At 41.5% G+C, this 14,738-nt stretch carries 12 protein-coding genes, 1 other RNA gene and 3 pseudogenes; 9 read left to right on the plus strand and 7 right to left on the minus strand.

What is annotated here, in order from left to right; translation table 11 throughout:
• The first annotated feature begins 92 nt into the window (after nt 1–92).
• The 8 genes and pseudogenes from ACQY1X_RS03055 (at nt 93) to ACQY1X_RS03090 (ending at nt 5,475) form a co-directional block, all read left to right on the plus strand.
• Complete coding sequence (locus ACQY1X_RS03055) at nt 93–557, plus strand: hypothetical protein (protein WP_002735666.1); 465 nt, start codon at nt 93–95, stop codon at nt 555–557.
• 268 nt (nt 558–825) lie between these two features.
• Nucleotides 826–1,216: a transfer-messenger RNA gene (gene ssrA, locus ACQY1X_RS03060) on the plus strand.
• Nucleotides 1,217–1,225: 9 nt separating this feature from the next.
• A complete protein-coding gene (locus ACQY1X_RS03065) occupies nt 1,226–2,392 on the plus strand; it encodes a pyridoxal phosphate-dependent aminotransferase (protein WP_430015382.1) in 1,167 nt (388 codons plus the stop codon).
• 53 nt (nt 2,393–2,445) lie between these two features.
• Nucleotides 2,446–2,596 (plus strand): annotated as a pseudogene (locus tag ACQY1X_RS03070) (pyridoxal phosphate-dependent aminotransferase); the annotation flags it as partial.
• A 120-nt stretch (nt 2,597–2,716) separates the two neighbouring features.
• A complete protein-coding gene (locus ACQY1X_RS03075) occupies nt 2,717–3,709 on the plus strand; it encodes a glycosyltransferase (RefSeq protein WP_125730336.1) in 993 nt (330 codons plus the stop codon).
• Between the two features lie 48 nt (nt 3,710–3,757).
• Nucleotides 3,758–4,432 carry a class I SAM-dependent methyltransferase gene (locus tag ACQY1X_RS03080; protein WP_024968556.1) on the plus strand — a complete coding sequence of 225 codons (675 nt, stop codon included), beginning with the start codon at nt 3,758–3,760 and terminating at the stop codon, nt 4,430–4,432.
• Nucleotides 4,433–4,493: 61 nt separating this feature from the next.
• Complete coding sequence (locus ACQY1X_RS03085; RefSeq protein WP_133158918.1) at nt 4,494–5,237, plus strand: glycosyltransferase family 2 protein; 744 nt, start codon at nt 4,494–4,496, stop codon at nt 5,235–5,237.
• Nucleotides 5,238–5,343: 106 nt separating this feature from the next.
• Nucleotides 5,344–5,475 (plus strand): hypothetical protein, encoded by a 132-nt coding sequence (locus ACQY1X_RS03090; RefSeq protein WP_002735344.1) that lies wholly within the window; start codon nt 5,344–5,346, stop codon nt 5,473–5,475.
• A gap of 115 nt (nt 5,476–5,590) precedes the next feature.
• On the opposite strand, the gene rsmH is transcribed toward ACQY1X_RS03090, so the two are convergent.
• The 6 genes and pseudogenes from rsmH to ACQY1X_RS03120 form a co-directional block, all read right to left on the minus strand.
• Nucleotides 5,591–6,472: a 16S rRNA (cytosine(1402)-N(4))-methyltransferase RsmH gene (gene rsmH, locus ACQY1X_RS03095; protein WP_159253363.1), complete on the minus strand. Its 882-nt coding sequence runs from the start codon at nt 6,470–6,472 to the stop codon at nt 5,591–5,593.
• 30 nt (nt 6,473–6,502) lie between these two features.
• Entirely contained in the window at nt 6,503–8,014 is a 1,512-nt protein-coding gene (gene ilvA / locus ACQY1X_RS03100; RefSeq protein ID WP_002737080.1) for a threonine ammonia-lyase, biosynthetic, read from the minus strand.
• Nucleotides 8,015–8,049: 35 nt separating this feature from the next.
• Nucleotides 8,050–8,259 (minus strand): annotated as a pseudogene (locus ACQY1X_RS03105) (hypothetical protein).
• A 232-nt stretch (nt 8,260–8,491) separates the two neighbouring features.
• Nucleotides 8,492–9,136, minus strand: a complete 645-nt coding sequence (locus tag ACQY1X_RS03110; RefSeq protein ID WP_376697712.1) for a GUN4 domain-containing protein — start codon at nt 9,134–9,136, stop codon at nt 8,492–8,494.
• Nucleotides 9,116–10,480 (minus strand): annotated as a pseudogene (locus ACQY1X_RS03115) (GUN4 domain-containing protein); the annotation flags it as partial. The gene ACQY1X_RS03110 and the pseudogene ACQY1X_RS03115, both read right to left, overlap by 21 nt.
• A 500-nt stretch (nt 10,481–10,980) precedes the next feature.
• Nucleotides 10,981–11,229, minus strand: a complete 249-nt coding sequence (locus ACQY1X_RS03120) for a hypothetical protein (RefSeq protein WP_002738100.1) — start codon at nt 11,227–11,229, stop codon at nt 10,981–10,983.
• A gap of 4 nt (nt 11,230–11,233) precedes the next feature.
• On the opposite strand from ACQY1X_RS03120, the gene ACQY1X_RS03125 reads away from it, so the two are divergent.
• Nucleotides 11,234–12,913, plus strand: a complete 1,680-nt coding sequence (locus ACQY1X_RS03125) for a DnaJ domain-containing protein (protein WP_002737620.1) — start codon at nt 11,234–11,236, stop codon at nt 12,911–12,913.
• A 388-nt stretch (nt 12,914–13,301) separates the two neighbouring features.
• Here ACQY1X_RS03125 and ACQY1X_RS03130 read toward each other — a convergent pair whose 3' ends face one another.
• Nucleotides 13,302–14,582: an HhoA/HhoB/HtrA family serine endopeptidase gene (locus ACQY1X_RS03130; RefSeq protein WP_002737668.1), complete on the minus strand. Its 1,281-nt coding sequence runs from the start codon at nt 14,580–14,582 to the stop codon at nt 13,302–13,304.
• Nucleotides 14,583–14,738: the final 156 nt, after the last annotated feature.

Raw genomic sequence — 14,738 nt, forward strand, 5'->3', positions numbered from 1 at the left:
AAACTTTTCTCCTTCATATCTCTTCATAAAAACCTTGATTCGATCGCTGATCGCCCGCAAGATTAAATAAAGAGCGACTCAGGATTAAAATAATGGCCACAGCGACACAATTCTTAAACATTTCTGACTTGACAAAAGATGATTATTGTGTATTCGGTTTAGCGATTTGTTTTCTCAAACAGGAGGGAGAATTAGAAAAAGTGGCGGTGTTAGAACCGATTCCCTCGGCAGCCCTAGAGGCAATTGTCAAAGGAATTCCCACTTCCTACGAATTTGCCCGCGCCATGAGTTTAGGAGAGGTATTTCAGGACGATAATCCTCAAATACCCAGTAATTTCCCCGATAATGCCCAATTATGCGAGAATTTTGTCGAAAGGGCGATTGCTGCAACTCGCACCTATAAAAATCAACCCCACCTACAAGGGTTAATCCCCTTGGGCGGCCAAAAAGACGATTTAAACTTTTCCCTAGAGAAAAAACGCATCTTGAATGCTGTTCATGTGGTGCGGACGGAGGATAACGTCAAACAACATTCTCACACCCACAAGGTTTTGTAATCAAGTTTAGTTCGGATTAGGGAAATTTTGCCGTTTTCCCTGATTCCGAACTTAGGTTATCGCAGTGGAGCAATAGCTGCTCAATTAATTGTTTAGTCTCTGGTGATACTAATCGAGGTCAAATATAGGATAATTTCCCCAAAAATCAGCGATAAAAACCTTTTTTCCCATCTAGACTGGCTCTGAAGACTGGGAAGCTCGGAAAAATCCCAATTGAGCCACAATTAGCTTAATCAAAAAATGTGCTATAATCAGAATGTAGGCACAAGGGGCCGTAACGGTTTCGACAGGTTAGCGAAAGCTCCCCCGTGATACAGGTCGAGAGTGAGTCTCCTCTCGTAAATCAAAGGCTCAAACAAAAAGTAAATGCGAACAACATCGTTCCTTTCGCTCGTAAAGCCGCTCCTGTAGCTGCCTAATAGTCTCTAATCGACTCGAGCATTCATAGTTTGACTCCGTTAAGGACTATGGATAAACCCCCAACGGATGCCACGTTTAACTTTCTCTAGTTAGTTAACCGTCTAAGCTTTAACTAGAGCATCCCACTGTCCGGGATAAGTGACAGTCCCCGTTTCGAGGGTAATCGAAACTAAACCTGTGAATGAACGGACAGTCAATACCTAATTTGGACAGCAGTTCGACTCTGCTCGGCTCCACTGATTAGTTTAATGAAAAACCTTCTCTCCCGCATGGACGGGGTGCAAACGCCGATTATTCCCGTGGTCGGTCAATTAATTAAAGCGAACCCCAGCACTATTTCCCTAGGTCAAGGGGTTGTTTCCTATTATCCACCCCGGGAAGCGCTCGAATCTCTATCTTTATTTTTAGCTAATCCCAAAAATCATCAATATCAATCCGTGGCGGGAATTACCCCCTTATTAACAGTAATTCGGCAAAAACTAGCCGAAGATAATCGGATAGAAATCAGCGATAAACAGGCAATTTTTGTGACGGCGGGCAGTAATATGGCTTTTATGAATGCCATTTTAGCCATTACTTCCCCGGGGGATGAAATTATTCTCAACACTCCCTTTTATTTCAATCATGAAATGGCCATAAAAATGGCTGATTGTCAAGTAATTTTGGTCGCCACAGACAAAAATTATCAATTGCGTCCGGCTGCCATTGAAGAGGCAATCACGGCAAAAACTAAGGCAGTGGTGACGATTTCTCCTAATAATCCCACGGGAGTAGTTTATCCAGAAAATACCCTAAGAGAAGTCAATCGAATCTGTCAAAAAAAGGGCATCTATCACATTCATGATGAGGCTTATGAGTATTTTACCTATAACCATGCTCGCCACTTTTCTCCGGCGGCAATTGTTGGTAGTGAAGCCTGGACTATTTCCTTATTTAGTCTCTCAAAAGCCTACGGTTTTGCCAGTTGGCGCATTGGTTATATGGTAGTACCAGAACATTTATCTGAGGCGATTAATAAGATTCAGGATACTATTTTAATTTGTCCGCCGGTGGTTTCGCAATACGCGGCCCTAGGGGCGTTACAGGTGGGTAAAAGCTATCCTTTAGAACAGTTGAAAACCATCAGTCAAGTTAGAGAAATTTGCCTGAATGCTCTCGAATCAATCGGCGATATCTGTGATGTTGCCACTGCGGAAGGTGCTTTTTATTTTTTCCTGAAAATTACCACAGACAAGAATGATTTTCAGTTAGTTAAAAGTTTAATCGAGCGGCAGCGGGTGGCGGTGTTACCCGGTTCAACTTTTGGGATAACAGAAGGCTGTTATTTGCGTCTTGCCTACGGTGCTTTATCTCCAGAAACAGCTTTAACGGCAGTAGAAAGATTGGTAAAAGGACTGCGTTATTTTAGTCAGTGATTTTGAAGAATAAATACTGGCTTTCTTTCTTGGTTTTTACTTTACCACAACTGATGAAAAACCTTCTTTCGCGCATGGATGGGGTGCAAACGCCGATTATTGCCGTGGTCGGTCAATTACTTAAAGCGAAGCCTGGTACTATTTCCCTAGCTCAAGGGATTGTTTCCTAATTATCCACCCTGGGAGGCGATCAAATGTATTTCTTGAGACTAGGGGTTTGGCTGGCTGGTTTCCATAATCAGAATTGCTGACCTCTGGAGGGACAATTGACGGCAAAGCGCTTTTGATCTAGACTAGGGGATGCGGAATGCTCTGGCCTGTAAGATGCAAACAATCTATTTTTATGCTCCTGGCGAAATCAGACAAAAAAATATCAAGGAAGACCAGACTCTATGGACAGGCGATCATAGCAATTTTACGGCTTGGATAGCCCAAACCTACTTTCATCTTAAACAAGCCGGCTTTCCCTGTGAAATAGCCAGAGAAATCCCAGAGCAAGGAATTTTAATCGCCGACCGAGATACCCTAGATAATGACTATCCTTTGCTAGATAAGGTCATGTTAATTTGTGTCAAAAGCGACAAAGAATATCACCCTTCGGCTCACCTACACATTGTTTATAATCCGTCTAGTTGGGAGAAGGTTAAGGACTCTATTTGGAACCCCTATCTAATTAGTCATTGGCCGATGCCAGGGTTAGTTCCCAGAGATAGGGAACGGAACACCCTAGTGGAGAATATTTCTTACATTGGCACCAGGGGTCAGTTGGCACCGGAATTAAGGTCGGAAGCATGGCCAGAGTCTTTGGCTACTCTCAATTGCCATTGGATGCCGATTTGGGATAGATTTCAATGGAACAATTATACTAATCTAGATGTGATTGTAGCCGCGCGTAGTTTTGATTCTCGAAATTATCCTAATAAAGGTTCTATTAAGCTAATTAATGCTTGGCACGCGGGTGTTCCCGCTCTTTTGACTCCAGAGTTAGGCTTTTTAGCAGAAAGAAAGACGGAGTTAGATTTTATTATTATTCACTCTCTAGAGGAGGCAATTGAAGCAGTTCGTCGTCTGAAAAGTTCTCCAGAACTTTATCAAAAAATGGTTGAAAACGGTTATGAGAGGGCGAAAGAACACACAATTGAAACCACTTTAAATCAATGGATGTCTTTTTTCAAAGATGTGGCTTTTCCCACCTACGACCAATGGTCTGCTTTAAGTCAATTTGAAAAAAGATGGTTGTTCAGTCAGCGATATTTAGCTTTCAAATACGACAGATTTAAACACAAAATAAACAACCTTGGCAAGTCAAAAGCATAATTCAATTCTCGATCAATTATTTCTCCTTCGTGTAAAAAATAGTTTATCATGACCAACTCTCCAGACATATCTCATAATTTAGACCCATATTTTCTGAATTCTCGCACTAGGTTTGACCTAATAGAGTTAATACCCTATACTCCCAAAAGTGTTCTTGAGGTGGGTTGTGGTATTGGTAAAACTGGCAAAGCTATTGTGGATAAATATGGCAGTAAGGTAATAGGAATTGATCTTAGCGCTGAGGCGATTGAAGTAGCAAAACGACAGGGTTGTTGGGAAAAATTAATTGTTTGTGATCTGGATCGAACTCCTATCCCGATGGAAATCGAAAATTACCGTTTCGACTGCATAATGTATCCCGATGTTTTAGAACATTTGAAAAGTCCTTGGAACATCATTAAAGCCCATCTTGATCTCCTAAATCCAAGTGGTGTGATGATTGCAAGTATCCCTAATATTAGACATATCTACGTCATGAAGGATCTCCTGTTTAAAGGTAATTGGACTTATACAGAAATGGGTATTCTCGATAGAACTCATCTTCGATTTTTTACCAAAAAGACGATGATTAATCTTTTTGAACAAGCAAATTTAAAAGTGACCTGTATTAAACCTAGATCCTTTTCTGGTCCTTCGTTGCTTAAAAGTATCAATCGCTTAAATCATCATCTCTTAGAAGAATTTTTAACGGTTCAATATCTAATTTGTGCTTGCAGGAAATAAGTTCAGAAACATGAAAAACCTTGTAATTATTTCATTCTGGTGTGAGCGGAGTATTAAACCTTTGCTCCACTTACTTAAACAGCTTCAACGTATTGAGTCGGGTTGTCTCTTCGATATCGTGGTCGTCTGTAATGCCAACAGTTTGGGTAATATACCTGATTTACCTCAATTAGATAGCCAAAAAGTCAAGTATTTAATACGAGAAAATACAGGATTTAACATAGGTGCATGGGATTATGGTTGGCGACATTTGCCTCCTTATGACTATTATTTATTTCTTCAAGATGACTGTTTTATTGTCCGTCCGCTCTGGTTAAAAGCCTTTGTTGATCGATTCTGTCAATCTCCCCAAATAGGACTTCTAGGAGAAAGTTTAAACTGGGAATGTACTTGGGAAGAACTGGTGCGATCTAGTTATAATCAAATTAATCGGGATCATTTACTGAATGGTGAACCCATTAAAAGAGTTGATTTTTACCGACATTTTTTAGAGGAACATAAAATCCCTGAAGGGGAAACTGCCGAACACTTACAATCAATTATTATTTTTACATCTCGCTCCATTTTAGAAAAAATAGATGGGTTTATACTTGGCAAAAACTATGGGGAAGCGATCGCATCTGAAATTGCCATTTCTAAAAAGGTTCAAGGGTTAGGCTACCAAATACAAACCGTAAACCCTGATAGCTGTTATCATTATATTGCCCATCCCCAATGGTTTAGACGAAAAAGAAGGCTCGATCGATGGCTCTATACAGTTCGATCGAAAATCATCCCTATTTATAGGCAAGCTACAGATAACTAGGTTATTTGTTGTTTTATGAGTGACAACGCATCTCGAATAATTGACTCTGACTATCGAGATAGTTCCACCCTGGCTTTCCTGGGTATTGTGCTGAAAATATTCATTAGTGGGTCATTTGTTACAAAAACGGAAGTTAGATACCCTGTGGGACAAGCTTTTGAAGCAGACTTTATCTCCAGAAACAGCTTTAACGGCAGTAGAAAGATTGGTAAAAGGACTGCGTTATTTTAGTCAGTGATTTTGAAGAATAAATACTGGCTTTCTTTCTTGGTTTTTACTTTACCACAGCCTTTTTTCTCAAGATAACGACTCCCTAAAACCAGATAGTTTGTACCTCACCATTAAGATAACTGCTATAGGATAACCTCTGATTCGATCTTTTGGGCTATTCTTAGTTTAGCCGAACGAGAACGGGGATTTTTAGCCTGTTCTTCTCGGCTGGGAATAATCGGCTTTTTCGTGATAATTTTCAAGGAATTATCTTCGCGAAAGCCATACTTGATCAGACGATCTTCTAGACTATGAAAACTGATCATAGCGATAATTCCCCCGGATTTTAGCCAGTGGGGGGCTTGATTTAACAATTGTTGCAGAGAATCTAATTCTTGATTAACAGCGATGCGTAGGGATTGAAAAACCCGCGTTGCCGGATGAATACGTCCATAACGGTAACTAGCGGGGACAGAACTAGCGATGACAGCCGCTAATTCTGTAGTGGTAGTAAAAGGACGTTTTTGGACGATCGAGCGAGCAATAGGACGAGATAAACGTTCTTCTCCGTATTGATAAAAAAGATCCGCTAATTCTTTCTCCTGCCAATGGTTGATAATATCGGCTGCCGTCAGGGATTGACAGCGATCCATCCGCATATCTAAGGCTGCCGTGTGGCGAAAACTAAAGCCGCGCTCGCTCTGATCGAATTGGGGAGAACTGACTCCTAAATCGGCGATAATGCCATCAAAACTGCTATTTTGTCCATTATAATCGGCGAAGTTCCCCCACCAGAGGGTTAAACGGCTATCTAGATAGGGGCCAAGACTAATTTTAGCGGCTTCTAGGGCGCTTTGATCGCGATCAATGGCGGTTACTTTCGTTTCGGGATGAGCTTCTAAAAGCAAGCGGCTGTGTCCACCACCCCCTAGGGTAAGATCGAGATAATGCCCCCCGGGTTGAATATTTAAGCCGGCGATTAATTCTTGACTCAAAACGGAAATATGGGGAAAATCTTGATTCATCTGTACTGATAACTTCCTAAAAATGGCGATTTAACCTAAAAATAACTGATAGGCCCGGTTTTGACTTTCATCCCAATAGCGATAGCCGAGAGTATCGAGAAAAGCTTGCCATTGATTCATTTCATCGGGGGGGACTTGTATGCCCACGACGATGCGCCCGTAATCGGCCCCGTTATTGCGATAATGGAAAACGCTGATATTCCAGTGGGGACTCATGGAGGCGACAAATTTCATTAAAGCCCCCGGTCGTTCGGGAAACTCGAAACGATAAAATAATTCATGGTCGGCTAAATGCGATCGCCCTCCCACCATGTGGCGCAGATGCAGTTTAGTCAATTCATCATCACTAATATCGAGGGTTTTAAAGCCACAAGCTTCAAAACTCTCGGCTAATTTCTTGGCATCGCTGCGATTTTCGATCTGGGCGCCGACAAAAATATGCGCTTCTTTTTCATCGGCAATGCGATAACTAAATTCGGTTAAATTGCGTTTGCCGACACATTCGCAAAAACGCCGTAAACTGCCCGGTTGTTCGGGAATAGTCACAGCATACAACGCCTCGCGCCGTTCCCCTAATTCTGCCCTTTCCGCCACAAACCGCAGACGATCAAAGTTCATATTCGCCCCACAAGCCACAGCAACGAGGGTTTTATCCTCAATTTCTTCTCTTTCTACATAAGCTTTCGCTCCTGCTACCGCTAACGCCCCCGCAGGTTCTAAAATCGAGCGTGTATCTTGAAAAACATCCTTAATCGCGGCACAGATATCATCCGTATCCACGAGGATAATCTCGTCCACATACTGCTGACAGAGACGAAAAGTCTCCTCTCCCACCTCGCGCACCGCCACCCCGTCGGCAAATAATCCCACTTGCGACAAACGCACCCGATAACCGGCTTTTAGGGATTGATTCATCGCATCTGAGTCCACAGGTTCCACCCCGATAATTTTAATTTCTGGGCGTAAACGCTTGACATAGGCGGCAATACCTGATATTAAGCCACCGCCACCAATAGCGACAAAAATGGCCTCGATCGGTTGCTGATATTGTCGTAAAATTTCCATACCGATCGTACCCTGGCCGGCGATTACCTCCGGATCATCGAAGGGATGGATAAAAGTTAAGCCTTTTTCCGCTTCTAACTGCCGCGCGTAGGTGTATGAATCATCGTAGGTGTCACCGTGCAGGACGACAATTCCCCCCCGGGCTTTTACCGCGTCGATTTTGACTTGGGGAGTGGTGACAGGCATAACGATAATCGCTTGGGTTCCCAATTGCCGCGCTCCCAAAGCGACTCCCTGAGCATGATTTCCCGCCGAGGCAGCAATTACACCTTTTTGTAACAAATCCCTTGACAAATACGCCATTTTGTTGTATGCGCCGCGCAGTTTAAAAGAGAAAACTGACTGCATATCCTCACGCTTGAGTAAAAGCTGATTGTGCAAGCGTTGGGAGAGATTGGGGGCAAATTCCAAGGGGGTTTCTTGGGCGACATCATAGACGCGTGCGGTGAGGATTTGAACCAGGTAATCGCAGTACATTATTCTTTTTTGGCGGTGGGGATTGGCAAGTCAGGCTAGGATCCAGAATAGATCATCGTCGGTCCAGTTAGCAATAAAGAGCTATCATACTGAATCCTTTGATCATTTTCAACTTTTTCGATGAGTTTTCCTAGTCCGTAATCCTCTAGGATTTATGCAATTTTTTCAAATTCGGCAATGATAATCTTAACGGCAATCAGCTTTTGATCCTCGTCTAATACATAGTTTTTGGTAATTTCTAGCATTTGGAGTTTACCCTAAAATTTCTCTAGATTATTATTGATAAGCTGAATCGTGAGCGGAATAGGTATATCGGTTGGTAGAGAAAAGATAAGCAATTGACAGATAAAGATAGCGGTATCTTTCTGTTTTTTGGTCGGCAAATATCTTCTCCTAGAATTGTGCCAGTTTTGTTATCCCTATTTTACAGAATAGGAGGGTGGTGGTTTATGCTTGCCTAACGCACCCGACTGGACTTTAGATTTTACATTTTGCAAGTCTCCACGCGAGAGAATAAAATAAAGACCCAGTTCCACCACCAACTCCTCCCCAATTCCACAAATCAAAGATTCGGCATGGTAGATGTCCTCTAGGTGCATTTATATCGAAAATAGCTCTGTCGTATCTAATGTTTTTATTATCCTTTCGCCATCCTATAATCAAACCGAAGTCATCCCAGAGCTTATCATTATATTGTTGACCATTATTAAGCTGATCAAATAGTTGTTTTTGAATCGAAAAGCCAAATTTTTCTTGGCTATAATTTAACCATAGTTGATCAATTATTTGTAAGTCTTCACAAGGAAAAATATCTATATCTTCAACTCTTAAAAATCCATGTCTGTTACAAATTCTCAGCATAGTTTCAAAAGTTATTATATCCGCTTCTTTCCATTGCTGCCGTCTTAATAAATCTTCTAAGTTCCGATAATCGATTCCTTTGGCGCTTTTAAGCTGGATAGATGGGGGAGTTTGCGGAACGGAAATAATGGGAGATTGAATAATTGTTGCTACAGGTTGTTTTTGATTAATAATCTGGTGACTAGAAGTCTGACAAATAAATATTCTTGAGGTTAGATGATAGATAATATAACTTCCTTCTCCCTTATAACCGTAGCGTATTAGCGGCAAATGACCTTGAGGTGCTTGCAAACTATAATTAATATCTTGCCAATTCCAACTATTATTTTTTTGCCAGCCTACCAAACTGCCAAAAATATCCCAATTTCTTTCATTATATTCTTCCATGCCACCGATTTCTCGATAGATTTGCCCCTGCACAGAAAAGCCAAATTTTCCGTTACTGTAATAAACCCATAATTGGTCAATAGTTCGCAAATCCTCGCAGGGAAATTTCTGTATATCTTCATCTCTTAACCAGTCTTTGACACGATTAGTTACTTTTCGCACCAAGTTCGCAGTTTCCTCGTCTGCTTCTTTCCATTGCTGCCGTTTTAATAAATCCTCTAAGTTCCGATAATCGATTCCTTTGGCACTTTTAAGCTGAATAGATGGGGGAGTTTGGGGAACGGAAATAATGGGATTAACGGGTTTTTGAATATTTGTCTGGGGTATAGATACTGATGTTTTTATCTGCAAAGCTGACAACACTTCCGAGGCGGATTGATAGCGTTTTTTTGTGCCGAACTCGATTAATTTATCCAGAATATTCCCTAACTCATTACTAACAGGATTATTAACTAACCACTGTCGCCATACCCATTGGTGTTCCCCCCCATCGAATAAATCAAAGGGAGATATTCCAGTTAATAAATAAAGGCAAGTTACACCCAAACTATACAAATCACTGGCATTAACTGCCTTGCCATTTCCCTGTTCTGGGGCAATATATTCAGCAGAACCGATAATTGTTCCTGTCATGGAACGATTTAAAGGACTGACAAATTTTGCCGCTCCAAAGTCCACTAAAATCAATTTATTATCGCTTTTTCTGCGAATAATATTTTCGGGTTTAATGTCGCGATGAATTACTTGTTTACTATGAATAAATTCTAGAATCGGTAAAATCTCTGACAAAAGATGTTTAATTTTGGCTTCGTTAAATACTCCTTCCTGTTTTAATTCTTGTTCTAGATTTTGTCCCTCGATATATTCCTGAACGAGATATTGTCGCCCGTCATTAGCGGTAAAATAGGCGTAAAGTTCGGGGATTTGTGGGTATCTTCCCAAACTATCTAAACGAATCGCTTCTTCTTTAAATAATTCTGCTGCTTTTTGTAAAGTTCCTGTTCCCTGCGCTGACGGAAAAAATTGTTTAATTACACAATAGGGTTTTGAGGGTTTATCTTCATCTATGGCTTGAAATGTCTTGCCAAAACCCCCTTGACCGATTAATTTTAGCGCTCGATAACGTTCTCTGAGCAGTAATTGAGAACCGCACTTATGACAGAATTTATCCGTGGGGGTGTTTTGGTGCGAACAATCGGGATTGAGACAGAGACTCATAGCCGTTTGACAAGTGTGGGAAGATTAACCCCTATTATAGAAAAAGAAAGCAAGCTAGGGCGACTCTAGTGGGCAAATTTTCTGATAATTCGCTGAAAATAAGGTGACAGGTATGGTCAATCCACAACCCGTTATACTTTGTCCATACCACAATTTAGCCATTTTGTCAAAAAAATTTTGACTTTGCAACAAAACTACACAAAAATTAGATCAACGCTGTTGGGGAAAAAAGGGATAATTGGCGAAAGTGTTTGGTTTTGCTCAAGGGAAAAATCTAGATTTAGTAAGGGTTTTAAGACAACCTAGACCATAAAAACCTTAAAAATTACAATAAAGGCCATCATAGCATAATGGAAAATTGTACCAGAATCGCTGGAAGTATTGCAACCTCGTAAATAAATAAAAATTATTCTCAATAAATTCTTAAGTAAAAATAAATATTACCGATTGTAAATTTAAATATTTTTAAGCATTGAAGCTATTTATATATAAAATACTTATCATTTTTCCTGATTGCCTCTGACTGGAAAGAGGGTGTAGGGTGTGGGGTGTGGGGTGTAGGGAAGAAAACCTCTTTCATCTGTAGGGGTGAAAATTTTTTCATCGGGACTGACTTGAAAGAGGCGGTCGGCAGGGGGCAGGGGGCAGGGGCAGGAGGGAAAAGTACCATTTTGGGGAGTCAGTCGTCGATACCAAACTAGGCTAAACTCTATAGGAGAAACCCGATGACTAACTTGATTATTTCGCAAAAATATGGCTAAAAAGCTCGATTTTGTTATTCCCGCCGTCGGTGGAGTCACAGGAGCCAATTTATCTGCTTGTCTGGGAAATATTGGCTTAGTCGGCGGATTTGGCGGTATAAGCGTCGGTTTAGTGGGAATGACGGGGATTGGCATCCTGACAAGTTCGGCAATTTATGCCAGTCTGCAAGGACTAGAAACAAACGATCACAATGTCGGGTTAGCTTTGGGAATAGGAAGCCTTGGCGGAATCGGTATCTACTCTACCTTTGGGGGTGTGGGAGTCGCGGTTAAAGGTACAGCTTTCGCTGTTGGTGCCGGTTCTATGGCGATCGCTGGTGGGATAGTCGGGTTAGGAGTCTACGGACTGATGAAAATGTTATCCCCCACCTACTCCAACAATAATTTTTATGGCAATCTAGAATTTTTTGATCGCATTACTAGAGAGTACGAAGAAGCTTTATTTTGGCAAGAAGTTACGCGAAAATATAAAAATCTAGAGGCAGAACTACAGGGACTTTTAGAAGAAGTATCTGTTCAGGAAAATCAACAGTTATATTCTACAGAAATTACTATTCCAGAGCGTTTATCTTGGCAGTGTTTCCAAACTCTTAAAGGTCATCAGGAAAATATTGGGGCGATCGATGTTAGTCCTGATGGTAAAATTATCGCTAGTGCGGGAGAAGATCAAACCATAAAACTTTGGCAGCGAGAAACGGGTAAATTAATTTATTCCTTTGTGGGAGTTAATGAACCGCTCCAAACTCTGGCGATAAGTCCTAACGGTAAATCGATCATTGCTGGTGGATTGGATGGCAGAATTAGTCAGTGGCAATTAGAAACTAAGCAGTATAAAAGTAGTTTTTTCGCTCGTGTAAATGCTCCCGATAGCCACGATGGTGTAATTTTACAATTAGCTTTTGCTGCCAATGAAAGATTTATTGTTAGTGCTAGTAATGACAAAACTCTGCGAATCTGGGGTTATCATACAGGAGAATTGCAGCGAACTTTAATCGGTCATGAGGAGGCAGTTAATACCTGTGCTATTAGTCCCGATAGCCAAATTATTGCTAGTGGTAGTGATGATAAAACTATTAAATTATGGCGATTTGATCATAGTTATGCTTATCAAACTTTTATCGGTGACAGGGCAGCCGTTAACAGTTTAGCTTTTAGTAATGATGGTCAATATCTAATTAGTGGCGGTAGTGATAAAACGATTAAAATCTGGGATATAAAGACAGGAGAAATTATTAAAAGTTGGCAGGCACACGAGCAGGCAATTATTAGTATTGCTATTAATCCTCATCGCCATCTAATTGCTAGTGCTTCCCGAACAGAAATTAAAATTTGGCAAGGACAAACAGGAGAATTAATTAAAGTTTTACGGGGAACTGCTCCCTTAAAATTTAGTCCTGACGGTCAATTTTTAATTACAGGTAGTTATGGACATAAGGTAAAAATATGGTCAGAAATGTTAGGAGAATTAGAAATATTGCCCTCCGATTCCGAGGATTGGTGGGAGGTTTTAGAAATTTCTAAGAATGCCAGTTTTTCAGAAGTTAAACAAAGATATTATCAGCTTGCTCGTCAGTATCACCCCGATCACAATTCCTCCGCCATGGCGATTAAAATTATGCAAAAAATTAATCGAGCTTACGAGCGGTTTTTATTTTCTATCTCCCAACAGTAAAATTGTCAGCGTAGGTTCAAGTATTTAACTATCTTTCGATTCTCCCTTAATCCCCCCTTGATCCCCCCTGCCCCCCTTGATAAGGGGGGTGCCGATCCCCCCTTGATCCCCCCTTGATAAGGGGGGTGTCGATCCCCCCTTGATCCCCCCTTGATAAGGGGGGTGCCGATCCCCCCTGCCCCCCTTGATAAGGGGGGTGCCGATAGGCGGGGGGATCTCCCTTGATAAGGGGGGTATCTGATAATTTTTAACGACTACCTACTTATCTCACCATTAAGATAAATGCTATAATTATTCGATTCAAGAGCCAAAAGTAAAACCAGAAATATAGAGAGCTTACTAACAAGCTCTCTATAAAGTTTAGGTCTTTTACCACTTATCTTCCAGACTAGGATCTGTTAGCAGTATTCAAGCTACCCACTTGAATATTCAGATTAATTTTTTGTCCTTCCCGGCTAATTTCTACGGGTAAATTATCGCCGATTTGAGTATTAGCCACAATTTCCTGAACCGCATCGGGATCGGTGACATTCTTACCACCTACAGACTTTAACACATCACCCGATCGCAATCCCGCTGCTGCGGCAGGAGAATCTCTCATCACCCGCACTAACAAGACACCAGAATCATCGGGGACATTCCAATTATCAGCCATGGGACTATCGGCTAATTGTTCTTTTACCTCTGGGGTTAACTGTACCATTTGAACACCGAGATAGGGATGTTCCACCTTACCCGTGGCGATTAATTGTTCGGCGATTCTTTGGGCAGTTTTAATCGGAATAGCAAAACCTAAACCCTGGGCATTTTGAATGATAGCGGTGTTAACTCCGATAACTTCTCCGCGAGCATTTAACAAAGGTCCGCCGGAATTTCCGGGGTTAATTGCCGCATCGGTTTGCAGGAAATCCACCCGTTTATCACTAGCACCAATTTGGGAGCCATTGCGTTCCTTGGCGCTAATAATCCCCGTGGTGACAGTGTTATCTAATCCCAAAGGATTACCGATAGCGATCGCCCATTCTCCCACCTGTAAACTATCAGAATTACCTAATTTAACCGTGGGTAAATTGCTCGTTTCCACCTGTACCACTGCCACATCAGTTAAAGGATCACTACCTAAGACTTTACCATCAATAGTGCGACCATCTTTGAGGGTAACAGTCACCTTATCTGCTCCCTCGACAACGTGAGCATTGGTGATAATTTTACCGTCATTACTGATAATAAACCCGGAACCTGTACCCCTTTGAACTTGTTTTTCTCCTCGCTCTGGTATTTGGGAACCGAAGAAGCGACGGAAAACAGGATCGTTAGCAAATTCCGAAAAATCACCGCCTCCATTGACTTCCCTAGAAGCATTAATTCTTACCACCGCCGGCCCCACTTCTTGCACCACAGAAGCGACAAAATTGGTGGGAATAACTAGGGTTGAGGGAGCGGCTGCGGCTGCTGTGGAGGGGCGAGGATTATTGGTAGCGGTGGCAATATTTTGGGCTAATTCTAGAGGATTTTGACTGTAGGCATAGGTGGCACCGATACCTAACCCGGCACCCAAAACCAGTAAGGAGGAATAGGCAAAAAGTTTTTTCATTGCAGAAGATTTGGAGCGTTTGGGATTACCTTCGTTGAGCGGGGAAATATTATCGTTAAAAATATTGTGAGTCATAGTTTTTATTGTTTAACCATTTTGAGAAGGGAATAAAAGTCAGTCCTAATAATCGTGGGTGTGAGAGGAGTGTTTTGGAAAACGGCTTGGGACTGACTATCTCTAATTTAGGTGGGGGATATGAACTTACTGTGACGCAGACATGAACTTTTGATT

The sequence above is a fragment of the Microcystis protocystis FBCC-A270 genome (genome assembly GCF_050500235.1).
In the GTDB taxonomy this organism is placed as follows: Bacteria; Cyanobacteriota; Cyanobacteriia; order Cyanobacteriales; family Microcystaceae; genus Microcystis; species Microcystis ichthyoblabe_A.

Coding starts and splice junctions, on each gene's coding strand:
- ACQY1X_RS03055 (WP_002735666.1), top strand. CDS start 93: ATGGCCACAGCGACACAATTCTTAAACATTTCTGACTTGACAAAAGAT.
- ACQY1X_RS03065 (WP_430015382.1), top strand. CDS start 1,226: ATGAAAAACCTTCTCTCCCGCATGGACGGGGTGCAAACGCCGATTATT.
- ACQY1X_RS03075 (WP_125730336.1), top strand. CDS start 2,717: ATGCAAACAATCTATTTTTATGCTCCTGGCGAAATCAGACAAAAAAAT.
- ACQY1X_RS03080 (WP_024968556.1), top strand. CDS start 3,758: ATGACCAACTCTCCAGACATATCTCATAATTTAGACCCATATTTTCTG.
- rsmH (WP_159253363.1), bottom strand. CDS start 6,472: ATGAATCAAGATTTTCCCCATATTTCCGTTTTGAGTCAAGAATTAATC.
- ilvA (WP_002737080.1), bottom strand. CDS start 8,014: ATGTACTGCGATTACCTGGTTCAAATCCTCACCGCACGCGTCTATGAT.
- ACQY1X_RS03125 (WP_002737620.1), top strand. CDS start 11,234: ATGGCTAAAAAGCTCGATTTTGTTATTCCCGCCGTCGGTGGAGTCACA.
- ACQY1X_RS03130 (WP_002737668.1), bottom strand. CDS start 14,582: ATGACTCACAATATTTTTAACGATAATATTTCCCCGCTCAACGAAGGT.